This is a genomic window from Microbacterium sp. HJ5 (assembly GCF_054824025.1).
In genome coordinates this window covers 160,018-183,640 of the sequence record NZ_JSYE01000004.1, presented here as the reverse complement: position 1 = coordinate 183,640, position 23,623 = coordinate 160,018, and the positions used below count along the sequence as shown (strand labels likewise).

General features: G+C 70.7%; 23 protein-coding genes. 9 read left to right on the top strand and 14 right to left on the bottom strand.

Features of this window, described 5'->3' with window-relative positions; all coding sequences use genetic code 11:
• Positions 1–52: 52 nt before the first annotated feature.
• The 3 genes from OB08_RS02075 to OB08_RS02065 are packed head-to-tail and all read left to right on the top strand — an operon-like array spanning position 53 to position 1,538.
• A complete protein-coding gene (locus OB08_RS02075) occupies positions 53–436 on the top strand; it encodes a DUF3099 domain-containing protein (RefSeq protein WP_461471600.1) in 384 nt (127 codons plus the stop codon).
• Positions 433–663 carry a hypothetical protein gene (locus tag OB08_RS02070; RefSeq protein WP_461471598.1) on the top strand — a complete coding sequence of 77 codons (231 nt, stop codon included), beginning with the start codon at positions 433–435 and terminating at the stop codon, positions 661–663. Before OB08_RS02075 ends, OB08_RS02070 begins: the two co-directional genes overlap by 4 nt.
• Positions 660–1,538, top strand: coding sequence for an SURF1 family cytochrome oxidase biogenesis protein (locus tag OB08_RS02065; RefSeq protein ID WP_461471596.1), 879 nt, complete (start codon positions 660–662; stop codon positions 1,536–1,538). The genes OB08_RS02070 and OB08_RS02065 overlap by 4 nt, the downstream gene beginning before the upstream one ends.
• 27 nt (positions 1,539–1,565) lie before the next feature.
• On the opposite strand, the gene OB08_RS02060 is transcribed toward OB08_RS02065, so the two are convergent.
• Positions 1,566–3,164 carry an ABC-F family ATP-binding cassette domain-containing protein gene (locus OB08_RS02060; RefSeq protein WP_461471594.1) on the bottom strand — a complete coding sequence of 533 codons (1,599 nt, stop codon included), beginning with the start codon at positions 3,162–3,164 and terminating at the stop codon, positions 1,566–1,568.
• Positions 3,165–3,355: 191 nt separating this feature from the next.
• Here OB08_RS02060 and OB08_RS02055 point away from each other — a divergent pair, with 191 nt between their 5' ends.
• Positions 3,356–3,991, top strand: coding sequence for a biotin transporter BioY (locus OB08_RS02055; RefSeq protein ID WP_461471592.1), 636 nt, complete (start codon positions 3,356–3,358; stop codon positions 3,989–3,991).
• Between the two features lie 84 nt (positions 3,992–4,075).
• Here the strand turns inward: OB08_RS02055 and OB08_RS02050 are convergent, their stop codons facing one another.
• From OB08_RS02050 to sufB, 12 genes are all read right to left on the bottom strand, one after another.
• A complete protein-coding gene (locus tag OB08_RS02050) occupies positions 4,076–5,116 on the bottom strand; it encodes an ABC transporter substrate-binding protein (protein ID WP_461471590.1) in 1,041 nt (346 codons plus the stop codon).
• A gap of 19 nt (positions 5,117–5,135) precedes the next feature.
• Positions 5,136–5,957, bottom strand: a complete 822-nt coding sequence (locus OB08_RS02045; protein ID WP_461471588.1) for an ABC transporter ATP-binding protein — start codon at positions 5,955–5,957, stop codon at positions 5,136–5,138.
• Entirely contained in the window at positions 5,954–6,973 is a 1,020-nt protein-coding gene (locus OB08_RS02040) for a FecCD family ABC transporter permease (RefSeq protein WP_461471586.1), read from the bottom strand. Before OB08_RS02040 ends, OB08_RS02045 begins: the two co-directional genes overlap by 4 nt.
• Positions 6,970–7,980 (bottom strand): FecCD family ABC transporter permease, encoded by a 1,011-nt coding sequence (locus OB08_RS02035; RefSeq protein ID WP_461471584.1) that lies wholly within the window; start codon positions 7,978–7,980, stop codon positions 6,970–6,972. Before OB08_RS02035 ends, OB08_RS02040 begins: the two co-directional genes overlap by 4 nt.
• Positions 7,977–8,921, bottom strand: a complete 945-nt coding sequence (locus OB08_RS02030; RefSeq protein WP_461471582.1) for a siderophore-interacting protein — start codon at positions 8,919–8,921, stop codon at positions 7,977–7,979. The genes OB08_RS02035 and OB08_RS02030 overlap by 4 nt, the downstream gene beginning before the upstream one ends.
• A 44-nt stretch (positions 8,922–8,965) precedes the next feature.
• Entirely contained in the window at positions 8,966–10,345 is a 1,380-nt protein-coding gene (locus OB08_RS02025; RefSeq protein WP_461471580.1) for an MFS transporter, read from the bottom strand.
• Positions 10,345–11,499 (bottom strand): MalY/PatB family protein, encoded by a 1,155-nt coding sequence (locus tag OB08_RS02020; protein ID WP_461471578.1) that lies wholly within the window; start codon positions 11,497–11,499, stop codon positions 10,345–10,347. Before OB08_RS02020 ends, OB08_RS02025 begins: the two co-directional genes overlap by 1 nt.
• A 72-nt stretch (positions 11,500–11,571) precedes the next feature.
• Positions 11,572–11,901 (bottom strand): metal-sulfur cluster assembly factor, encoded by a 330-nt coding sequence (locus OB08_RS02015; protein WP_127475313.1) that lies wholly within the window; start codon positions 11,899–11,901, stop codon positions 11,572–11,574.
• Between the two features lie 9 nt (positions 11,902–11,910).
• Positions 11,911–12,705: a Fe-S cluster assembly ATPase SufC gene (gene sufC / locus OB08_RS02010; protein ID WP_461471576.1), complete on the bottom strand. Its 795-nt coding sequence runs from the start codon at positions 12,703–12,705 to the stop codon at positions 11,911–11,913.
• Between the two features lie 46 nt (positions 12,706–12,751).
• Positions 12,752–13,081, bottom strand: a complete 330-nt coding sequence (locus tag OB08_RS02005) for a non-heme iron oxygenase ferredoxin subunit (protein ID WP_461471574.1) — start codon at positions 13,079–13,081, stop codon at positions 12,752–12,754.
• The gene (sufD, locus tag OB08_RS02000; RefSeq protein WP_461471572.1) at positions 13,078–14,268 is read right to left on the bottom strand and encodes a Fe-S cluster assembly protein SufD; all 1,191 of its coding nucleotides are present in this window, start codon (positions 14,266–14,268) and stop codon (positions 13,078–13,080) included. The genes OB08_RS02005 and sufD overlap by 4 nt, the downstream gene beginning before the upstream one ends.
• Entirely contained in the window at positions 14,268–15,686 is a 1,419-nt protein-coding gene (gene sufB, locus OB08_RS01995) for a Fe-S cluster assembly protein SufB (protein ID WP_375991675.1), read from the bottom strand. The genes sufD and sufB overlap by 1 nt, the downstream gene beginning before the upstream one ends.
• A gap of 257 nt (positions 15,687–15,943) precedes the next feature.
• Here sufB and OB08_RS01990 point away from each other — a divergent pair, with 257 nt between their 5' ends.
• The gene (locus OB08_RS01990) at positions 15,944–16,936 is read left to right on the top strand and encodes a COX15/CtaA family protein (RefSeq protein WP_461471569.1); all 993 of its coding nucleotides are present in this window, start codon (positions 15,944–15,946) and stop codon (positions 16,934–16,936) included.
• A gap of 87 nt (positions 16,937–17,023) precedes the next feature.
• Complete coding sequence (locus OB08_RS01985) at positions 17,024–17,452, top strand: dinucleotide-utilizing enzyme (protein WP_461471567.1); 429 nt, start codon at positions 17,024–17,026, stop codon at positions 17,450–17,452.
• Positions 17,453–17,519: 67 nt separating this feature from the next.
• Here OB08_RS01985 and OB08_RS01980 read toward each other — a convergent pair whose 3' ends face one another.
• On the bottom strand, positions 17,520–18,461 hold the full coding sequence (locus OB08_RS01980; RefSeq protein ID WP_461471565.1) for a heme o synthase: 942 nt from the start codon (positions 18,459–18,461) through the stop codon (positions 17,520–17,522).
• Positions 18,462–18,777: 316 nt separating this feature from the next.
• Here OB08_RS01980 and tkt point away from each other — a divergent pair, with 316 nt between their 5' ends.
• From tkt to OB08_RS01965, 3 genes are read left to right on the top strand one after another with little or no spacing between them, the layout of a single operon-like run.
• Positions 18,778–20,874 (top strand): transketolase, encoded by a 2,097-nt coding sequence (tkt, locus tag OB08_RS01975; protein ID WP_461471563.1) that lies wholly within the window; start codon positions 18,778–18,780, stop codon positions 20,872–20,874.
• A complete protein-coding gene (gene tal, locus OB08_RS01970) occupies positions 20,871–21,992 on the top strand; it encodes a transaldolase (RefSeq protein WP_461471561.1) in 1,122 nt (373 codons plus the stop codon). The genes tkt and tal overlap by 4 nt, the downstream gene beginning before the upstream one ends.
• A complete protein-coding gene (locus tag OB08_RS01965) occupies positions 21,989–23,611 on the top strand; it encodes a glucose-6-phosphate isomerase (RefSeq protein ID WP_461471559.1) in 1,623 nt (540 codons plus the stop codon). Before tal ends, OB08_RS01965 begins: the two co-directional genes overlap by 4 nt.
• Positions 23,612–23,623: the final 12 nt, after the last annotated feature.

The window sequence follows — 23,623 nt, the reverse complement described above, 5'->3', positions numbered from 1 at the left end:
GCGCCGCCCGGAGGGCGCCGGCACCGGCCGCACGGCGTACCCTTGAAGGACGGTGAAGAACGCGAATCGGCCCCAGTCCGCCACGTCGCTGCCGAGGGCGCCACGTGACGATGTCGACGCGCGTTCCACGCGGTACCTCCTCACGATGGCGGCGCGCGTGGCGTGCTTCATCCTCATGGTCGTCATCACGCCGTACGGCTGGTACACGTGGGTATTCGGGGCCGCCGCGATCTTCCTGCCCTACATCGCCGTCGTGTTCGCGAACGTCGGCCAGGAGGCCCGGCGCAACCGCCGCGAAGACCCCGAGCGCGCTCTGCCCGCCGCACCGAGCGCACCCAGCGCGACGGCGCACCGCTCCCCCGACGTGATCCGCATCGACGAGGCCCGCGCGCTCGACGAACGCCGCGACGACCCGCCGACGGACGGAACCGCATGATCCCTCCTCACGACGAGCAGGCCGCTGACGCGACCTGTTCACGGGCCGGATGCCGCGCCCCCGCGCACTGGCGGATCGACTGGCGCAACCCGCGCATCCACTCGTCGGACCGCACGAAGACGTGGGTGGCGTGCGACGAGCACCGCGACTACCTGCGCGAGTTCCTGGCCGCGCGCGACTTCCCGGTCGCCGTGGTCCCGCTCGAGCGGGATGGGGTCGCCGGATGAGCCCGCGCCGCGAGGTCAGCATGCAGACTCTCCCCCGGGCGGGCCGCTGGGCGATCTACATCTCGCTCGCGGTCGTGTTCGCGATCGCCTGCGCCTTCCTGTCGAACTGGCAGTTCACCCGCAACGAGGAGCGCTCGGCGCAGCTCGCCCTCGTCGAGGCGAACTACGACGCCGAGCCGGTGCCCCTCGGGGAGCTCATCCCGGCCGGCGGCGAGCTCGACCCGGGCGATCAGTGGCACCCGGTGCGCCTGACCGGCGAGTACCTCGCCGACGACCAGCTGCTCGTGCGCAATCGTCCGCACGGCGGGACGTCGGCCTTCGAGGTCCTGGTGCCGTTCCGGCTCGACGACGGACGCGTGCTCCTCATCGATCGCGGCTGGGTCGCGCCGGGCGAGGATCGGCCCGAACCGGACGCCGTCCCCGCTCCGCCGGAAGGCCAGGTCACCGTGATCGCGCGCCTCAAGCCCGGTGAGCCGCTGCCCTCGTCGGGCCGCTCGGCACCCGACGGACAGGTGCCCACCATCCATCTTCCACTGATCGCCGAGACGGTCTCCGCGGGCGCGGCCGGCCTCGAGCGGAGCGCCTACGGGATCCTCGTCTCGGAGGATGCCGCGCCCGCGTCGACGCCGCAGGCCCTTGAGTCCCCGTCCGAAGACCCGGGGCCCCACCTGTCGTACGCGATCCAGTGGATCCTGTTCGCCGTCATGGGGTTCGTGTTCATCGGCTACGTCATCCGCACCGAGCGGCGCCACCGTCGCGAGGACGCCGAAGACGACGCCGCGGCGGCGGTCCGGCCTGCGCCGGCACCGGCATCACGGCGCCGGGATCGCGACGCCGACGACGAGGACGCGCTGCTCGACGCCGCCGGCCGCTGACCGCGACACCGCGTCGCGAAGGGCGACTCAGGCGAGCGAGATGAGGTCGGCGTAGTCGCGACCCCAGATATCTTCGACGCCGTCGGGAAGGATGAGCACGCGCTCGGGGTTGAGCGCCTCGACCGCGCCCTCGTCGTGCGAGACGAGCACGACGGCGCCCTCGTAGTGCGCCAGCGCGCCGAGGATCTCCTCGCGCGACGCGGGGTCGAGGTTGTTCGTCGGCTCGTCGAGCAGCAGCATGTTGGCGCTCGAGACGACGAGCGTGGCCAGAGACAGGCGCGTCTTCTCGCCGCCCGACAGCACACCGGCCGGCTTGAGCACGTCGTCGCCCGTGAACAGGAACGAGCCGAGCACCTTGCGGGCGTCGGTCGCGCTGATGTCGGGCGCCGCCGACATCATGTTCTCGAGCACCGACCGCGACACGTCGAGGTTCTCGTGCTCCTGGGCGTAGTAGCCGACCTTCAGGCCGTGGCCCGGCTCGATCTGGCCGGTGTCGGGCTGGTCGACGCCCGCGAGGATCCTCAGAAGGGTCGTCTTGCCCGCGCCGTTGAGGCCGAGCACGACGACCTTCGAGCCGCGGTCGATCGCGAGGTCGACGTCGGTGAAGATCTCGAGCGATCCGTACGACTTCGACAGTCCCGACGCCATGAGCGGGGTCTTCCCGCACGGAGCGGGCTTGGGGAAGCGCAGCTTCGCGACGCGATCCTCCTGACGGACGTCGTCGAGCCCGGAGAGCATCTTCTCGGCGCGCGCGACCATCTGGTGGGCCGCGGCGGCCTTCGACGCCTTCGCACCGAAGCGGGCAGCCTGCAGCTGCAGCGCGGTGGCCTTCTTCTCGACGTTGACGCGCTCCTTCTTGCGGCGTTCCTCGTCGGCCACCCGCTGACGCAGGTAGTTCTTCCAGTTCATGTTGTAGACGTCGATGACCTGACGGTTCGCGTCGAGGTAGAACACGCGGTTGACCGTCTCGCCCACGAGCTCGACGTCGTGGCTGATCACGATCAGCCCGCCCTTGTAGCCCTTGAGGAACTCGCGCAGCCAGACGACGCTGTCGGCGTCGAGGTGGTTGGTCGGCTCGTCGAGGATCATCGACTCGGCGTCGGAGAACAGGATGCGGGCGAGCTCGATGCGTCGGCGCTGGCCGCCCGACAGCGTGCGCAGCGGCTGGTCGAGGATGCGGTCGGGCAGCGACAGGTTGTGCGCGATGGAGGCGGCCTCCGCTTCGGCCGCGTAGCCGCCGAGAGCTTCGAAGCGCTCGGTGAGGTTCGCGTACTTCCGCATGGCGCGGGCCGCGGCATCCGCATTCTCATCTCCCATGGCGAGGGATGCCTCGTGCATTCCCAGCGCGATGGTGCCGAGACCCCGCGCATCGAGGATGCGGGTGCGGGCGAGCATGTCGGGGTCGCCGGAGCGGGGATCCTGCGGCAGGTAGCCGAGCTCGCCGATGCGGTCGACCTTGCCGTCGGAGGGCAGCAGGTCGCCCGCGAGCACCTTCGTCAGCGTCGTCTTGCCGGCGCCGTTGCGCCCGACGAGGCCGACCTTGTCACCCGCGGACACGCGGAACGACACATCGGACATGAGCACGCGGGCGCCCACGCGGATCTCGAGATCGTGCACGGCGAGCACAGCGAAACGTCCGTTCCGTCGGTGGATGGGAGAAGCGGCCGAACGGCCAGCCTCCCAGTATAGATCGTGCTCGTGCGGACCTGGCTCGACGCGGTTTCACGCGAGGCCTGGAGGTGGCGGACAGACGAACCGCCGATCATTCGTGGACTCCGTCCAAGATGCCGCACACTCCGCCCCCTAGGCTGAGACGCATGTCAGCCATCGCAGCCGTCCCCTCGTCCCGCCGCGTCCTCGCCGACGTCATCGCCCGCCCCTCGTCACGCGCCCGTGCGTTCGCGCTCGACGCCGGCCTCGTGGTCGCCGGTGCCGCCGTCGTCGCGATCCTCGCGCAGGTCTCGATCCCCCTCCAGCCGGTGCCGATCACCGGCCAGACGCTGGGCGTGATCGTCGTCGGCGCAGCCCTCGGATCCCGCCGCGGAGCCGCCGCTCTCGCCACCTACATGCTCGTGGGTCTCGCCGGACTCCCCGTGTTCGCCGACTTCACCGGCACGATCGCCGCCGTCGCGAAGCCCAGCTTCGGCTACGTCATCGGCTTCGTCTTCGCCGCCTTCGTCGCCGGCTGGTTCGCCGAGCGCAACTGGGACCGCCGTCCCGCCCTCGCCTTCGTCGGTTTCGCCGCGGCCAGCGCGGTGCCCTTCGTGTTCGGCATCCCCTACATGGCGTTCATCCTCAACGTGGTCGGCGGCGCCGACTTCACGTTCTGGCAGCTGCTCGAGTTCGGTCTGTTCCCCTTCATCGTCGGCGGGCTGATCAAGGCCGCCCTCGCGGCCCTCATCATCCCGGGCGCGTGGGCCATCGTGCGCAAGGCGGACGCCTCCAAGAAGTGAGCGGATGCCTCGCCCCGAGGCATCCGGAACAGACGAAAGCCCCGGCCTCGCGGCCGGGGCTTTCGCGTGAGCGGAACGAGCTGATCAGCCCTGCGCTGCAGCGGTCGCCGTCGCGAGCTGGTCGACGATGTCGGGCAGGATCCACGGCAGCGTCAGCGCGGTCGGCGAGATGGCGGCGACGTTCTCCTCGCCCACGATCGCGCCGACGGCGCCGGCGGCGACGCCCGGGATCAGCTGGGTGCGGTCGGACGTGAGGAACGTGTCGAGCGCCTCCTCGCTGTCGACCTGGGTGAAGATCACCTCGGCGTCGATCTGGTCGAGGTTCTCGCTGCTCACCGTGGTGTAGAACGTCGACTCTCCCGTGTCGAGCGCCGTGACGGCGTCGGCGCTGACGAAGCCGAGGTCCTCGAGGATCTCGACCCGGGGATCGGCCGGCAGGTAGAGGTAGAAGGTGTCGACGTCGTCCGCGGCGTAGGCGATCGAGGTGCCCTCGAACTCCGGGTGCTCGGCCGCGGCATCCGCCACCTGCTGGTCGAGGTCGGCGAGCAGCTGCTCCGTCTCGGCGTCGAGGCCCAGTGCCTTGCCTGTGTCGGTGATGACGTCGCGCCACGGCGTCGACCAGATGGCCTCCTCAGGGGCGAGGACCGGGATGCCGGCGGCCGTCACCGCGTCGTACTCCTCCTGCGTCAGGCCCGAGTACGAGGCGATGAGCACGTCGGGGTCGGTGGCGAGGAGCTCTTCGACCGACAGCTCGAAGGCGGCGTTGTCGAGGATCACGGGCTCTTCGCCACCGAGGTCGGCGATCGCGTCCTCCACCCACGGCGTGATGCGGTTGTCGCCCCCGCCATAGTCCATCGAGGCCATGGCGACGGGAACGATGCCCAGCGCCAGGACGGCGTCGGTCGCACCCCAGCCCCACGTGGCGACACGCTCGGGCGCCGCCTCGATCGTGGTCTCGCCGTAGATGTGCTCGAACGTGACGGGGAACGCCTCGCCGGGCTCGCTGCCCGCATCGGCGGGCGCAGAGGTGTCGGGCTCGGCCGCGCCGGCGCAGCCGGAGAGCACGAGGCCACCGGCCACGGTGAGCGCGACGAGCGCTCCCAGGCGGGGGTTGAGAACGGTCATGGTCTTCCTTTCAGTCGCGTCAGGCCTCGTCCGCGGCGGCGTGCGCGCCGCCGGGAACGGGGATGACGAGGGGGGTGGAGGTGAGGGGGTCGGGCATGACGAGCGCGTCGAGATCGAACGCCTGCGACACGACCTCGCGCGTGAGGACGTCGGCCGGCGCGCCGTGCGCGACGACGCGCCCGCCGCTCATGACGACGAGCTCGTCCGCGTAGCGCGCGGCGAGGTTCAGCTCGTGCAGGACGACCACGATCGTCGTGCCGTCCGTGCGGTTGAGGGTGCGCAGCAGGTCGAGGACCTCGATCTGGTGGCTGAGGTCGAGGAACGTGGTCGGCTCGTCGAGCAGCAGGACGCGAGGTTCCTGGGCGAGCGCCATCGCGATCCACACGCGCTGCCGCTGTCCTCCCGAGAGGTCGCCGACGGGGCGCTCCGCAAGCGCGGCGACGCCGGTCTTGGCCATCGCGTCGTCGACACGGGCCGTGTCGGCCGCGCTCCACCGCTGGAAGACGCTGCGGTGCGGGTGCCGCCCGCGCGAGACGAGCTCCGCCACGGTCAGCCCGTCCGGAGCGGTGGGATGCTGCGGCAGCAGACCCACGCTGCGGGCGAACTGGCGGCGCGGGATCGACGCGACGTCGACGCCGTCGAGCTCGACGGTGCCGCCGAGGGGCGGGTTCACGCGGGCGAGGACGCTCAGAAGCGTCGACTTGCCGCACGCGTTCGCGCCGATGATCATGGTGATGCGCCCGGGGGCGAGGTCGAGGTCAAGATCCTCGATGACTCGGCGGCCGGGATAGCCGGCGGCGAGCCCGCGTGCGCTCAGCCGCGGTGCGGGTGCGGTGATCACAGGTGTCGTCCTTTCGACGTCGCGAGGAGCCACAGCAGGAAGACCGCGCCGATGGCGCCGGTCACCACGCCGACCGGCACCGACAGGCCGGGGATGGCGAACTGGGCGACCAGATCGGCGGCGGCGAGGAGCGCCGCCCCGGCGGCGGCGCTGGTGCCGATGCCGACCGCGCCGTGCCCGAGCAGGGGCCGCGCGATCGCGGGGGCGCACAGCGCGACGAAGGCGATCGGCCCGACGAACGCGCACGTCACCGCAGTGAGCAGCACCGCGGTGAGCACGGTCACGAGCCGCACGGTGCTGGAGCGCACGCCGAGGGAGGCGGCCGTCGGAGCCCCCATCTGGGTGATGGGGAGCCAGCGTGCGCAGAGGATCACGGCGGGGGTGGCGAGCACGACCGTCGCGAGGACGATCACGACGTTCCACCACGGCGTCGAGGCGAGGCTTCCGGTGAGCCAGATGAGCGCCGCCTGCGCGAGCTCCACCTGCGCGCGCACCATGAGGTAGTTCGTGATCGCGACGCTGAGGAACGCCACGCCGACCCCCGCGAGGATGAGGCGGTAGCCGCCGTCCGCGCGGTGGCGGCCGGCGAGGAGCAGGAAGGCGGCCACGGCAAGGCCGCCCGCGAACGCCGCCACCGCCAGAAGCGGTCCGCCGAGACCGAGGATGAGGATGCCGAACACCGCCGCCGCGCCGGCCCCGCCGCTGATGCCGAGCAGGTCCGGGCTCGCGAGGGGGTTGCCCAGGAGCCCCTGCAGCAGACCGCCGGCCGCGCCGAGCGCCGCTCCGACGAGGAGCGCCATGACCAGCCGCGGCGCACGCACCTGGAAGACGACATACGACTGCGCACGGTCGCCCGCACCCCACAGCGTGGCCCACACGTCGGCCGGCGCGATCGGGTAGTCGCCGACCGACAGCGTGACGATCGCGAGGACGACGACCGCGAGGAGCGCCGCGGCGACGACGAGCGCGCGGCGGCGCCGCACCCGCGCTCGGATCTCGACGACGGAGGCGGTCACAGGGTCACCCGCCCGGGTCGGAGGACGAGGGAGATCAGCACCGGGGCGCCGACGAACGCCACGACGAGGCCCGCCTGTACCTCGCCGGGCGGTGCGATGACCCGCCCGAGCACGTCGGCCGCGAGGAGGACGATCGCACCGAGGGGGGCGCCGATCGCGAGCAGCCACCGGTAGTCGCCGCCGACGAGGGCGCGCAGCGCGTGCGGGACCAGCAGACCGAGGAAGACGATCGGTCCGGCGATCGCCGTCGCGCTGCCGCAGAGCAGGACGGTCGCGACGATGCCGAGAGTCCGCGTGCGGGCGACGCTGTGGCCGAGCCCGGTCGCCGTGTCGTCGCCGAGCGCCATGAGATCGAGCCCGCGCGCCGAGCTGAATGCGATGACCGCTCCGACGAGGATCGGGAGCACCACGACGGCGACGGTGTCGAGCCCGCGCGCTGTGAGGCCGCCGACCTGCCAGTAGCGGAACACGTCGAACGCCGTGATCGAGGTCGTGAGGATGAGGGTCGTGACGGCTGTGAGACCGGCCGTGACGGCGGCGCCCGTGAGCGCCAGCTTCGCAGGACTCGAGCCGTCGGGTCCGCGGGTGCCGATGAACGCCACGACCACCGAGGCCAGCGCCGCACCGGCGAAGGCGAACCAGACGAAGCCCGACGGCGCGGTGATCCCCCACACCGTGATCGCCGCGAGCACGGCGACCGATGCCCCGGCATTGACCCCGAGGAGTCCCGGATCCGCGAGCGGATTGCGCGTGAGGCCCTGCATGAGTGTCCCGGCGAGGGCGAGGGCGGCGCCTGCGAGGATGCCGATGACGGTGCGGGGCACCCGCTGCGTCAGGATGACGCTGTGGTCGGCGATGGACATGTCGGGGCGCAGGAGCGCGTCGACCACCACCCATGGCGCGACCGCGCGCGCCCCGATCATCAGGCTCACGACGATCATGATCAGGAGCAGTGCGATCGCGATGAGCAGGAGCAGACGCCCGCGCCGGTCGCGAGCGGTGGTCATTCCTGGCGCTCGGACTGGCCGAGCCTCCAGTACCCCATGAAGGCCACGCGCTTGCGGTCGACGCCGCACCCCTGCACCAGGTGGCGCCGCAGGCCCTTGATGGTGGCGGCCTCGCCCGCGATCCACGCGTAGAACTCGCCCTCGGAGTCGTCCGGGCTGTCCCAGAGCATCTCGAGGTCGACGTCGACGTCGGCGATCTCCTGCGGGCGCGGCGCGGCGGCGCGCGCGAGCACCTCGCGCGCGCCGCCGGACCACGCCGTGACGGCGTCGGTGAGCGCCGCGCCGTGGTCGCGGTCCTCGCGGGCGAGCCAGGTGACGCGGAAGTTCTCGGGAACGTCGAGGGTCAGCCGGTCGGCCGCGGTCGGCACCTCGATGAACGCGTCCACCTCGAAGGACGGGTCGAGGGACTCGAGGATCGAGCCGATGGCGGGCGCGGCGGTCTCGTCTCCGGCGAGCAGGACGCGGCGGGCGGTGCCCGGATGCCAGTCGAGGCCGAGCCGGAAGCCCTCGCTGCGCTGGTCGGGGCCGACGATGACGATCTCCTGGCCGACGGCGGCGTTCTCGGCCCAGCTCCCGGCGGGTCCCGCGTCATGATGCACCACGAAGTCGACGAGCAGGCGCCGGGCGTCGGGGTCGATGCGGCGCACGGTGTAGGTGCGCAGCGGGCTGCGCCTCTCGAGCGGGATATCGCGCCACGCGGTGTACCAGTCGCCGGCGTCGATGACGTCCTCATCGTGCTGCCCGATGTCGCTGAGCGTGCCGTCGGCGAGAGGAAGGATGAGCTTGATCCGCTGGTCGAGCCCGGCCGTGCCGAAGACGTCGAAGTCCGGTCCGGTGAAGGCGACCCGCACGAAGTGCGGCGACAGCCGGTGCACGTCGGTCACGGTCGCGGCGTACGGACGGTACGCGGGGCGGGTGCGGACGGCGGTCGAAGAACTCACGCAGTAAGGCTAGCCTTACCTCGCCTGGAGCCCAAATCGGAATGTCACGAACGGGCCGTGCCGGACTCCTCGTGCGCGTGACCGAGTCGCAGACCGGGGACGAGCGCGAGCAGCGCGAGCCCCGTCGCGATCGCGAACACCGCGGGGAACGCGGCATCCGTCCCCGCCAGCGCCGTGAACACGATGCCCATCACCGCGATCGACGTCGCTGCGCCGATCGAGTCCGAGATCGACAGCGCCGACGAGTTGAAGCCCTGGTTCTGCGGGGTCGAGTAGGCGAGGGTGAGCACGGTGAGGCGCGGGTACATGAGCCCCATGCCCGCGCCTGCGAACGCCCACCCCGCGATGAGGATCGCCGCGTGCAGCCCCAGCAGCGCGGTCGCGACGGCGATCAGCGTCGAGGTCACGAGCAGCGACGTGCCGAGCAGCGTGATGCGGGCGTTCCCCAGGCGGTCGCCGAACCGGCCCTGCACGTCGGCAGCGGCCGCCCATGCGAGGGCGGCGGCCGTGAGGCCGAGTCCGGCCCACGTCGGCGAGAAGCCGTAATGGTCGATGAGCAGGTACGGCACGTAGATCTCGGCGCCGAACAGCGCCCCCGCGATCAGCCCGCGCATCAGCACGACGCTGGGCAGGCCGGGCCGCGCCAGGAGCGTGCCTCGCGGCAGCAGCGGGCGGGCGGCGAGGCCGATGACGAGAGCGGATGCCGCGACCGCCGCCCAGGCGAAGACACCGACCTCACCCGCCAGGCTGAGCGCGAGCGCCCCGACGGCCACGGCGATCGCGCACGCCATGCGCGGGCCGATGCGCCCGGTCGCCGGCTCGTCGGTGTGGAGGGGAAGACGGTACAGCCGCAGGACGACCATCGCGAACGCGACGACGGTGAGCGCCGCGACGCCGAGGAACACCCACCGCCAATGCAGGAACTCCGTCACCGCACCGGCGAGGAACGGGCCGATCAGCGACGGCACCACCCAGGCCGCCGAGAACGCGGCGAACACCCTGCCGTGGAGCACCGGCGGGTACACGCGCGCCACCACGACGTACAGTGCGACCGTCTGGCCGCCGGTGCCGAGGCCCTGCACCAGCCGCCCCGCGACGAGGACGGGCATCGACGTCGCGAGGCCTGCGATGACGAGGCCGACGATGAAGAGCACCACCGCCGTGGTCAGCGGTGCCAGCACTCCCCCGCGGTCGCACCATGCGCCGACGGCGACCATCCCGATGACGCTCGTCGCGAGGGTTCCCGCGAAGGCGACCGCGTACAGGGCGTCGCCGTCGAGGTCGGCGCTGACGACCGGCATGACGGTGGTGACCGCCAGCGACTGCATCGCCGCGAGGAAGATGAGGGCGACGGCGCCGACCGTGACCCACACGTACTTCGACTGCCAGACACCCGTCTCGGACTCGACGGGTGCGGCGCTCATCAGACCAGGCTACCCACCCGTCTGACCGCCTCGGCCAGCAGGTCGGGCGAGCATCCGAAGTTGATCCGGACGTGCCCCTTGCCCTCGTCGCCGAAATACGGGCCGAGGTGGAACGCGACGGCGGCCTCGCGCCGGATCTTCACCGCTGGGTTGTCCCCCCAGCCGAGCGCGGACAGGTCCACCCACGCCAGGAAGCCGGCATCCGGGATGCGATAGCGCGCAGCGGGCACATGCTCGGCCAGGAGGTCCGCCAGCAGCACGCGGTTCTCATCCAGCGCGGCGAGCTGCGCATCGAGCCAGGGGTCGCTCTCCTCCGAGAATGCCGCGACGGCGGCGAGGGCGCCGAAGTGGCCGGTCCGCCATTCCACCTCGTCAGGGAGCGAACGGACGATCTTCGACGTGGCGTCGTCCGCCGTGACGATCAGCGCGCACTTCAGACCCGCGAGGTTGAACGCCTTGCTCGCGCTCACGACCGCGTAGCCGACACGGGCCGCGACGGGAGAGGCGTCGAGGAAAGGAGTGAACGTCGCGCCCCTGTTGGTGAGGGGCGCGTGGATCTCGTCGCTGATGACGACGGCGTCGAATCGTGCGGCGATGTCGGCCAGAGCGGCCAGCGTCTCGCGGGAGTGCACGGTGCCCGTGGGGTTGTGCGGGTTGCAGAGCAGCACTGCGCGGGCGCCGCCCGCGAGCGCAGCCTCGATGCCGGCGAGGTCGAGCTCCCAGCTCGTGCCGAGGTCGACCAGCGGCACGCGCTCGACCACGCCACCCGCCTCGGGGACGCACTCGAAGAAGGGCGGATACACGGGGGGCGTCACCACGACCCGGTCCCCCGGCCGGATCGCATGGCGGAGGACCTCGACGATCGCCATCATCACGTCACACGTGGTGCGCACCCGCGCGGGGTCGATCTGCCATCCGAAGCGGCGGGCGGCGAAGCCTGCGTAGGCGGTCGCCACCCCGGGGTCCGGCGGCGTGTAGCCGGTGTCGCCGAGGCTCACGGCGCGCGTCAGCACGGCGGTGATCGCCGGAGCCGCCGGGTAGTCCGTCTCGGCCACGAAGAACGGCAGCACATCGTCTCCGTACTTGCGCCACTTCGTGCTGGAGCGCTGCCGGAGCTGCTCGATCGGAAGGGCCTGAAGGGGGACGACGCTCATCCGACGAGCGTATCGACGGGCCGCCGACGCGCCGCGTCGTCCGTCACCGAACGAAACGCGGCGCCGTCGGGCTCAGATGGCGAAGCCGAGCGCCCGCATCATGTCACGGCCGTCGTCGGTGATCCGCTCGGGGCCCCACGGCGGCATCCACACCCAGTTGATGCGGAAGCGGTCCACCACCTCGTCGAGAGCCTGAGCCGTCTGCTCCTCGAGAACATCGGTGAGCGGGCATCCCGCCGAGGTGAGGGTCATGTGGATGACCAGCGCGTCGTTCTCGTCATCCCACCCGAGGTCGTAGATGAGGCCGAGGTCGACGACGTTGATCCCCAGCTCGGGATCCATGACGTCCTTGAGAGCCTCGGTGACCTCGTCGTACTTCTCGGGTGTGAGCGTTGCGGTCATGTAACGATTCTATGCTTCGCTGCCCACGGGGGCGTCGGCCGGCTCTTCCTCGCCCGCGGGGAGGTAGCGGTCGTAGCCCTCGTCCTCGAGACGGTCGGCCAGCTCAGGGCCGCCCTCCTCGGCGATGCGGCCGCCCACCATCACGTGGACGTAGTCGGGACGGATGTAGCGCAGGATGCGGGTGTAGTGCGTGATCAGCAGGACGCCCAGGTTCGTCTCCTCCTTGGCGCGGTTCACGCCCTCGGAGACGATCTTGAGCGCGTCGACGTCGAGACCCGAGTCGGTTTCGTCGAGGATCGCGATCTGCGGCTTGAGCAGCTCGAGCTGGAGGATCTCGTGGCGCTTCTTCTCACCGCCGGAGAAGCCTTCGTTGACGTTGCGCTGGGCGAACTTCGGGTCCATCCGCAGGTTCTTCATCGACGCCTTGACGTCCTTCGTCCACGTGCGGATCGAGGGCGCCTCGCCGTCGATCGCCGTCTTGGCGGTGCGGAGGAAGTTCGTCACCGTGACGCCGGGGATCTCGACCGGGTACTGCATGGCGAGGAACAGGCCCGCGCGGGCGCGCTCGTCGACAGACATCTCCAGCACGTCCTCGCCGTCGAGCGAGATCGAGCCGCTCGTGACGGTGTACTTCGGGTGACCGGCGATCGTGTACGCCAGGGTGGACTTGCCCGAGCCGTTGGGGCCCATGATGGCGTGCGTCTCGCCGGTGCGGATGGTGAGCGTCACGCCGTTGAGGATGGGCGTGGTTCCGGCATCCGTCTCGACCGTCACGTGGAGGTCGCGGATCTCGAGGACAGACATTCAGACTTCTCTTCTCGTCGTGGGGGGCGGTCGTGTCCGTCAGGACCTATCCGACCGGCTTCTTCACAGCAGGATCGATGAGCACGTCGTCGCCGTCGATCGTGACGGCGAACACCGGGACGGGCTCGTAAGCGGGGAGGTTGAGGGGCTTGCCGCTGCGCAGCGAGAACGCCGAGCCGTGAGCCCAGCACTCGAGCGTGTCGCCGTCGACGAAGCCCTCGGCGAGCGAGATGTCGCCGTGGGTGCAGGTGTCGCCGATCGCGTGCACCTCGCCGGCCGAGTCGAGGACGACCGCCATCGCGACGCCGTCGACCTCGACGCGGATGGCCGCGTCCTGCTCGAGCTCGCTGAGGGCGCAGACGCGCTGAGCGGTCATCGGGCCACCTCCAGAGCGAGCTCCTCCTCGATGGCGGCGAACAGCTCGGCCTCGAGCGCCGGCACGCCGATCTTCTGCACGATCTCGGCGAGGAAGCCGAGCACGACGAGGCGGCGTGCCTCCTCTTCGTCGATGCCCCGGGCCTGGAGGTAGAAGAGCTGCTCGTCGTCGAAGCGGCCGGTCGCGCTGGCGTGACCTGCGCCGCGGATGTCACCAGTCTCGATCTCGAGGTTCGGGATCGACTCGGCGCGCGCGCCGTCGGTCAGCACCAGGTTGCGGTTCGCCTCATACGAGTCGGTGCCGACGGCGTCGGGGCCGATCAGGACGTCGCCGATCCACACGCTGCGCGCGGCCGCGCCCTGGAGGGCACCCTTGTAGAGGACATCGCCGGAGGTCTCGGCGCCCTTGTGGTGCAGGTACACCTGGCTCTCGAGGTGCTGCCCGGCGTCGGAGTAGCTCAGGCCGTAGAGCTCGGCGCGCGAGCCGGTGCCGGCGAGCTCGACGCTCGGGTTGACGCGCACGACGCCGCCGCCGAAGCTGACGACCACGTGCCGCAGCGTCGCGTCGCGATCGACGCGCGCCTGATGGGATGCCGCATGCACGGCCTCGTCGTCCCACTGCTGCACCGTGATGAGCTCGAGGTGCGCGCCCTCACGGACGATGATCTCGACGTTCTGCGCGTGGTGGGCCGTGCCGGCGTGACGCAGCAGGACGGTCGCGTGCGAGTTCGCCTGCGCCTCGACCACCACATGGGCATGCGCGACGCCGCCGGTCCCCGTGAGGTTCACGACGATCGGCTCGCGGTACTCCGCGCCGGCGGGGATGCGCAGCAGCGGGGCCTCGGTCTCCTGCTTCCACGCGATGGCGCTGATGAGGTCGTCGGGCTGGAAGACCTCGCCGCGCGGGGCGGTGCCCGTGGTGAGCCGCTGCTGGACGAGGCCCTGGGGCGCCTGCACGTCGACCTCGATGACGCCGTGGGGCCCGGCCTCGTCGGTGAAGAGCGCGCCGAGCTTGTCGACGGGCGTGTGCTTCCAGTTCACCTCGCGGCCCGTGGGGACCTCGAAATCGGAGGGGTCGTACGAGCGGAGGCGCTCATCGCGGGTCTGCACGGGCACGAAGGCGCCGGCACCATCGGTGTGGCCCTTCGCACCGGGGACGGTGACGGGGGCCTGGGTCACGGAACTCACTAGCCGACGGATCCTTCCATGCCCATCTCGATGAGCTTGTTCAGTTCGAGTGCGTACTCCATGGGCAGCTCGCGCGCGATGGGCTCGATGAAGCCGCGCACGATCATGGCCATGGCCTCGTCCTCGGGCATGCCGCGGCTCATCAGATAGAAGAGCTGCTCCTCGCTGACCTTCGAGACCGTCGCCTCGTGGCCGAGCTGCACGTCGTCGACGCGGATGTCGATCGCCGGGTAGGTGTCGGAGCGCGAGATGGTGTCGACCAGCAGGGCGTCGCACCGCACGGTGTTCGCCGAGTGATGCGCGTTCGCGTCGACCCGCACCTCGCCGCGGTAGCCGGCCCGGCCGCCTCCGCGCGCGATCGACTTGGAGACGATCGACGACTGCGTGTACGGCGCCATGTGGATCATCTTCGCGCCGGCATCCTGGTGCTGGCCCGGACCGGCGAAGGCGACCGACAGCGTCTCGCCCTTGGCGTGCTCGCCCATGAGGAAGATCGACGGGTACTTCATCGTGACCTTCGACCCGATGTTGCCGTCGATCCACTCCATGGTGGCGCCCTCGTGGGCGACGGCGCGCTTGGTCACGAGGTTGTAGACGTTGTTCGACCAGTTCTGGATCGTCGTGTAGCGCACGCGCGCGTTCTTCTTCACGATGATCTCGACGACGGCCGAGTGCAGGGAGTCGCTCTTGTAGATCGGCGCCGTGCAGCCCTCGATGTAGTGCACGTACGAGCCCTCGTCGGCGATGATCAGCGTCCGCTCGAACTGGCCCATGTTCTCGGTGTTGATGCGGAAGTAGGCCTGCAGCGGGATCTCGACGTGCACGCCCGGCGGCACGTAGACGAACGAGCCGCCCGACCACACGGCGGTGTTGAGCGCGGCGAACTTGTTGTCGCCGGCCGGGATGACCGTGCCGAAGTACTCTTCGAAGAACTCGGGGTGCTCGCGCAGCGCGGTGTCGGTGTCCATGAAGATGACACCCTGCGCCTCGAGCTGCTCGTTGATCTGGTGGTAGACCACCTCGGACTCGTACTGCGCGGCGACGCCGGCGACGAGGCGCTGACGCTCGGCCTCGGGGATGCCCAGGCGCTCGTACGTGTTGCGGATGTCCTCGGGGAGCTCCTCCCACGATCCCGCCTGCTTCTCGGTCGAGCGCACGAAGTACTTGATGTTGTCGAAGTCGATCTCCGACAGGTCGGCGCCCCATGTGGGCATGGGCTTGCGGCCGAACAGCTGGTGACCCTTCAGGCGGGTCTTGAGCATCCACTCGGGCTCGGCCTTGAGGGCCGAGATGTCGCGCACGACGGCCTCGCTCAGGCCGCGCTTGGCGCTCGCGCCGGCGGCGTCGGGGTCGTGCCAGCCGAACTCGTAGACACCCAGGCCTTCCAGCTCAGGGCGGTCGATCAGCACATCAGACATCGTCACGTTCTCCTCCGGGCTCTGGCGGTGTCATCCGCCCCGGCATTCCGGCTCCTCCGGTGGAGTTACCGGAGGGGGATGCCGCTCGTGGGCCCTCTCAATCGGCGCTGACCATCGCGCCTAGACTGTCAGTGGTACGCAGCGCTGGATGGCGCGCGCGGCCGACCCCTCGATTCTACAGGTTCCACCCCGGCACCGGGCTCCGCATGTCCTGCATGCCCGACGTGCGGAACCGGCCTCAGGAGGCGATCGCAAGCATGTCCGTTGACCAGGAGACGGCACCGACAGGGACGGGACTGCCGTCCTCGAACGCGCTGGCGGCGCTCTGGCGCCGTTTCTGGACCTGGCTGCCGACCAGCGTCGATCGACGCGTGTTCGCGCTCGCCTGGGCGACCCTCGTCGTCCAGATCGGCATCGTCGGCACCGGCGGGCTCGTCCGCCTCACCGGTTCGGGACTCGGATGCCCCACGTGGCCCCGCTGCACGGACGATTCGTTCGTGGCGACGCCCGAGATGGGCATCCACGGTGTGATCGAGTTCGGCAACCGCCTTCTCACGTTCGTGCTCGTCGTCGTGGCGATCCTCATGTTCCTCTTCGTCGTGCGGATGCGGCGCGAGCGGGGCGACCTGTTCTGGCTGTCGCTCGTGATCGGTCTGTATGTGCCGCTCCAGGCGGTGATCGGCGGCATCACGGTCCTCACCAACCTGAACCCGTACGTCGTGGGCCTGCACTACTTCGCGTCGGTGGTCCTCGTCGGACTGTCCGCCGCCCTCGTCGTCCGCGTCTACGCGGCGCCAGGTCCGCGGGCGCTCGCAGTGCCGCGCTGGTACGCCCTCACGGCGTACGCGACGAGCTTCTTCGTGCTCATCACGGTGATCGTCGGCATCCTCGTCACCGGCTCGGGTCCGCACGCGGGCGACGGGGGCGCTGCGCGCAACGGACTCGACGCCGAATTCATGCAGCACGTCCACTCGTGGCCCGCCTACCTCACGCTCGCGCTGACGGTCGTCCTCCTCGCAGGCGCGTGGCGCACTCCCCCTGCTCTCCGGCTGCGGCTGTGGACGAGCCTTCTCCTCGCGGTCGAGCTCGCGCAGATCGTGGTGGGTCTGTGGCAGGCGCGTGCCGGGCTGCCGATCGTCCTCGTGAACATCCACATGGTGCTCGCCGTCATGCTCATCGCCGCGATGACAGCGGTGGTGATGAACCTCACAGCGCCCGTCGCAGAGGTCGAGCGCACAGCCGACTCATAGGCGGCGCAGAGGTTTCGCACCGTCGGGGCTGAAAGCGTGACGGATGCCGCGGCCGACCCGGGTCGCGCTTCCCGAGGAGTGATCACCATGCCCACCCGCCCCCGCCTCAGCCGCAGCATCCCGTTCTGGCTCCTCGCAGCCGCCTCGGTCGCGACCGCCGCCGCCGGAGCCGTGATCCTCGTCGACAAGCTCGGCGTGATGACCACGACCCTCACGGACGGCACCGCGACCGGAGTCGAGGTCTACGTCGGCCAGTCGGTCGCCGGTCTCGGCGCCGTCCTGCTCGGCGCGGGCATCGTCGGGGTTCTCATCACGCTCGCCGTCGCCGCCGCCGCCACGCTCCGCCCCCACCCGCCGGTCGAGGTCGTCGAGCCGATCGACTGGTCGTCCGACGAGGTCGCCGACGCCCCCGCCGACCACGGCTACGAGCGGGGTCTCGGCTACACCTCCGAGATCGCGACCGCTCCGCGCGCCTCGGATGAGCAGACGGAGGTCGCCGCCGCGCCCTCCCGCTGAACACGCGGATCCCACGACGAAGCCCCACGACCCCCTGCGGGTCGTGGGGCTTCGTGCACCGCGGAGATCAGAAGGGCAGCAGCGGATCGACAGCGATCGCGACGAAGATGAGCGTCAGGTACGTGATCGAGGCGTGGAAGACGCGCATGGGTCGGGGCTCGGTGCCGCGCACGGCGCGGTTGTAGAGGCGGTGCGACTCGTAGATGAACCAGCCGCCGAACACGAGCGCCGACGCGATGTAGACGATCCCCATGTCGGCGACGGGGATGAGGAGCAGCGAGCACGCGACGGTCGCCCACGCGTAGAGGATCACCTGCAGGCCGACCTGCGAGCCGTTGCGGGTCGCGCCGAGCATGGGCACGTCGACCTCTTCGTACTGCTCCTTGTACTTCATCGACAGCGGCCAGTAGTGCGGCGGGGTCCAGAGGAAGACGAGGGCGAACAGGATGACCGGCGGCCAGGCCAGCGAGCCCGTGACCGCGGTCCAGCCGATCAGCACCGGGAAGCAGCCGGCGATGCCGCCCCACACGATGTTCTGCTCGGTGCGGCGCTTGAGGATCATCGTGTAGATGACGACGTAGAAGAAGATCGCCGCCGCCGAGAGCGTCGCCGCGAGCCAGTTCGTCGTGAGCCAGAGCCACACGGTGGAGAAGACTGCGAGGGTCCACGCGAACACGAGCGCGCCCCGCGGCGAGACCTCGCCCGTCACCAGCGGACGGTTGACCGTGCGCTGCATGTGGGCGTCGATGTCGCGGTCGAGGTACATGTTGAACGCCGCAGCCGATCCGGCGCTCGCCGTTCCGCCGATCACGGTCGCGAGCACCAGCCACAGATCGGGAAGCCCGCCTTGGGCGAGGATCATGACCGGCACCGTCGTGACGAGGAGGAGCTCGAGCACACGCGGCTTCATCAGTGCGATGTAGGCGCGGACAGTGCGGCTGAACGTCTGGCGTGACTCGCGCGGTGCCCGAGATGCCGTCTCGGCCCGTGCCGTCGTCGTGGTGTCCATCGCCCCCGCCATCGCCGCCTGCAGAAATCGCTTAAGTCTATGGCATCGCCCCGGCGCGCCCGGGCGGCGCCGTGCGCGCTCACAACGCGGTCAACCTGCCGGTGAGGAGAACGTCACCGCCGCGACACCGTGGCGACACGGAACGCGCGGGACGGTTCGCAAGACTCTGTCACACAGCGGCTCACATGGCCGGGGCGGTATGCCCCTTCGCTATGCTGAGACCACACGCGCGCCCCGCGCCGATCCCCCTTCTCCGATCCGGACGAGGCTGCGGCACGGCCCTCGTCGGGCGCACCTTCATTAGAGAGGCGGTCCCGTGTCGGAACTGCGTTGGGATGAGATCGATCGGCGCGCGGTGGACACCGCTCGTGTGCTGGCAGCGGATGCGGTGGAGAAGGTCGGCAACGGCCACCCCGGCACCGCGATGAGCCTGGCGCCGGCGGCCTACCTGCTGTACCAGCGGGTGCTGCGCCACGACCCTGCGGACACGCACTGGGTGGGTCGCGACCGGTTCATCCTGTCCGCCGGCCACTCGTCGCTGACGCAGTACGTGCAGCTCTACCTCGGCGGCTTCGGCCTCGAGCTCGACGACCTGAAGTCGCTGCGCACGTGGGGCTCCAAGACGCCGGGGCACCCCGAGTTCGGTCACACCGACGGTGTGGAGATCACGACCGGCCCGCTCGGGCAGGGGCTCGCCTCGTCGGTCGGGTTCGCGTATGCGGCGCGGTACGAGCGCGGACTGTTCGACCCGGAGTCGCCCGCGGGCGAGTCGCCCTTCGACCACCACGTGTACGTCATCGCCGGCGACGGCGACCTGCAGGAGGGCGTCACGTCCGAGGCATCCAGCCTCGCGGGCCACCAGCAGCTGGGCAACCTCATCGCGATCTACGACTCGAACCAGATCTCGATCGAGGACGACACCAACGTCGCGTTCACCGAGGACGTCGCGAAGCGCTACGAGTCGTACGGCTGGCACGTCCAGACCGTCGACTGGAAGAAGAGCGGCGAGTACGTCGAGGACGTCGCCGAGCTCTACGCCGCGATCGAGGCGGCCAAGGGCGAGACGGCCAAGCCCTCGCTCATCGTCCTGCGCACCATCATCGGCTGGCCCTCCCCCGGCAAGCAGAACACCGGCAAGATCCACGGCTCGGCCCTCGGCGGCGACGAGCTCGCCGCGACCAAGAAGGTGCTCGGATTCGACCCCGAGCAGACGTTTGCGGTCGCCGACGACGTCATCGCCCACACCCGGTCGCTGAAGGACCGTGCCGCAGAGGACCGCGCCGTATGGCAGGAGTCCTTCGACGCATGGGCCGCCGCGAACCCCGAGCGCAAGGCGCTGTTCGACCGCGTGCAGGCGCGTCAGCTGCCCGAGGGCATCGCCGACGCCCTCCCCTCGTTCGAGGCCGGCAAGGACGTCTCGACCCGCGCCGCGTCAGGCGTCGTCATCAACGCCCTCGCCGCCGAGCTCCCCGAGCTGTGGGGCGGTTCGGCCGACCTGGCCGAGTCGAACCTCACCACGATCAAGGACGCGAAGTCCTTCATCCCGTCGGAGTGGTCCACGCACGAGTGGTCGGGCGACCAGTACGGTCGCGTGCTGCACTTCGGCATTCGCGAGCACGCCATGGGCGCGATCGTCAACGGCATCGTGCTGCACGGTCCGACGCGCGCGTTCGGCGGCACGTTCCTCATCTTCAGCGACTACATGCGCCCGTCGGTGCGTCTGGCCGCGCTGATGGACATCCCGTCGATCTTCGTCTGGACGCACGACTCCGTCGCGCTCGGCGAGGACGGCCCGACCCACCAGCCGGTCGAGCAGCTGGCGACGCTCCGCGCGATCCCGAACTTCGCCGTGGTGCGCCCGGCCGACGCGAACGAGACCTCGGTCGCGTGGCTCGAGCTGCTGCGCCGCAACGCGGGACCCGCCGGCATCGCGCTCACCCGCCAGAACATCCCGGTGTTCCCGCGCGGTGAGGGCGACGCATCCGGCGACACGTTCGCCTCGGCCGATCTCGCCGCCAAGGGCGCGTACGTCCTCGCGGAGGCGCCGAACGGCACCCCCGACGTCATCCTCATCGCCACCGGCTCCGAGGTGCAGCTCGCCGTCACCGCCCGCGAGACGCTCGCCGCCGAGGGCGTCAACGCCCGCGTGGTGTCGGCGCCGTCGCTCGAGTGGTTCGCCGAGCAGGACGAGGCGTACCGCGAGTCGGTCCTCCCGGCGTCCGTCACCGCCCGCGTGTCCGTCGAGGCCGGCTCCGCCCTCACGTGGCGCGGCATCGTCGGCGACAGGGGCCGCTCCGTCGCCATCGACCACTTCGGCGCCTCCGCCGACTACAAGACCCTGTTCCAGAAGTTCGGCATCACCGCCGAGGCCGTCGTCGAGGCGGCACGCGACACCCTGAAGGACAACGCATGAGCACCCCCACCGAACAGCTCTCCGCCGCGGGAGTCAGCATCTGGCTCGACGACCTGTCGCGCGACCGCATCACCTCGGGCAACCTCACCGAGCTGATCTCGACGCGCAACGTCAGCGGCGTCACCACGAACCCGACGATCTTCCAGGGCGCGATCGGCGGCGGCGGCCACGCCTACGCAGCGCAGATCGCCGAGCTCGCCGCCAAGGGCGCGAGCGTCGACGAGGCGATCTTCGCCGCGACGACCGACGACGTGCGCGACGCCGCCGACATCTTCCGTCCTGTCTACGACGCCACGAAGGGCGTCGACGGCCGCGTGTCGATCGAGGTCTCGCCCGACCTCGCCCACGACACCGAGGCGACGATCGCCCAGGCCAAGGAGCTGTGGGCCACAGTCGGCCGCCCGAACGTCCACATCAAGATCCCCGCGACGAAGGCGGGCCTCCCGGCGATCACCGCGGTGCTCGCCGAGGGCATCTCGGTGAACGTCACGCTCATCTTCAGCCTCGAGCGCTACGCGGAGGTCATCGAGGCCTACCTGGCGGGCATCGAGCAGGCGCAGGCGAACGGGCACGACGTCTCGCAGATCCACTCCGTCGCCTCGTTCTTCGTGTCGCGCGTCGACACCGAGGTCGACAAGCGGCTGAAGGCCGTCGGCACCGACGAGGCGGCCGGGCTCGTCTCCCTCGCCGGCGTCGCGAACGCCCGCCTCGCGTACGAGCTGTACGAGAAGGAGTTCGCCGCCGACCGCGCGAAGGCGCTCCTCGACGCCGGCGCGAACGCGCAGCGTCCGCTGTGGGCTTCGACGGGCGTCAAGGACCCCTCGCTGCCCGACACGCTGTACGTGACCGAGCTCGTCGCCCCGGGCACCGTCAACACGATGCCCGAGAAGACCCTCGAGGCGACGTTCGACCACGGCCAGGTCGCCGGCGACACCGTCACCGGCACCTACGAGGCCGCACACAAGGTCTTCGCCGACCTCGCCGCTGTCGGCGTCGACTTCGCCGACGCCACCCAGGTGCTCGAGGACGAGGGCGTCGAGAAGTTCATCGCCTCCTGGCACGACCTTCAGGGCACGGTCAAGACCGCCCTCGAGAGCGCGCCCGAGGCCGCACGATGAGCTTCGACATCCACCTCAGCGGTCACGTCAAGTCGGTCGTCGACGAGACGCTGCCCGCCCTCGTCTCGAGCCTCGTCGCCTCGGGCATCACCGCGGGCGACGGCTCGCTGTGGGGCCCGGAGGCCGAAGAGGAGGCGTCCAAGCGACTCGGCTGGGTGGAGGCCGTCTCGGTCTCGCGCCCGCTCGTCCCCCAGATCGAGGCGCTGCGCCAGCAGCTCGCCGCGAAGGGCGTCACCCGCGTGGTGCTCGCCGGCATGGGCGGCTCATCGCTCGCCCCCGAGGTCATCGCGCAGACCGCCGGGGTTCCGCTCGTGATCCTCGACTCGACCGCCCCCGGCCAGGTGCTCGCCGCGATCGACGGCGACACGCAGCAGGGCGGCCTCTCCCAGACGGTGCTCGTCGTCTCGTCCAAGTCCGGATCCACCGTCGAGACCGACTCGGCCAAGCGTGCGTTCGAGGCGGCCTTCCGCGACCTGGGCATCGACCCGCTCGAGCGCATCGTCGTCGTGACCGACCCGGGCTCGCCGCTCGACCAGGCGGCCCGCGCCGACGGCTACACCGTCTTCAACGCCGACCCGAGCGTCGGCGGCCGCTACTCGGCGCTCACGGCCTTCGGCCTCGTGCCCGCGGGTCTTGCCGGCGTCGACATCGCCGAGCTCCTCGACGAGGCCGAGGCGACGCTCCTCGAGGTCGCGATCGACTCCCCCGACAACCCCGCCCTCGTGCTGGCCGCGGCCATCGCGGGCGGTGAGCCGCGTCGCGACAAGCTCGGTCTCGTCACCGACGGCACGCACATCGTCGGCCTCCCGGACTGGATCGAGCAGCTCGTCGCGGAGTCCACGGGCAAGGAGGGCACCGGCATCCTGCCCGTCGTGCTCCTTCCGGTCTCGCCCGAGGTCGAGAACGCGCCGGCCGACCTGCAGATCCTGCGGCTCGTCGACGAGGCGAAGAAGTTCCACCTGTTCGAGCATCACAACGGCGAGATCCTCGTCAGCGGCTCGCTGGGCGCGCAGTTCGTGGTGTGGGAGTACGCGACCGCGATCGCCGGACGCATGCTCGGCATCAACCCGTTCGACCAGCCCGACGTGGAGTCCGCGAAGATCGCCGCGCGCGGCCTTCTCGACGCGCGACCCGAGCCGACCGAGCCGGCGTTCTCCGTCGACGGCGTCGAGGTCCGCGTCTCCGACCCCGAGCTCGCCGTGTCGGGCACGGTCGCGGGTGTCCTCGACGCGCTGTGGGCGCGCCTCCCCGAAGACGGCTACGTCTCGATCCAGGCATACGTCAACCGCCTCGAGCTCGACCAGCTGCAGGGCCTGCGCGAGCTCGTCGCCGCCGACTCGGGTCGTCCGACGACGTTCGGCTGGGGCCCGCGCTTCCTGCACTCGACCGGCCAGTTCCACAAGGGCGGCCCCGCGAACGGCGTGTTCCTCCAGATCCTCGAGCAGACCGACGTCGACCTCGAGATCCCGGAGCGTCCCTTCACATTCGGGCAGCTCATCCAGGCGCAGGCCGCCGGCGACGCGAGCGTCCTCGCGGACGGACACGGCCGCCCGGTCGTCACGCTCATCCTCACCGACCCGCGGATCGAAGTGCTCTCGCTCTTCGAGGCGGCCCAGTAGGAGAACCACTCC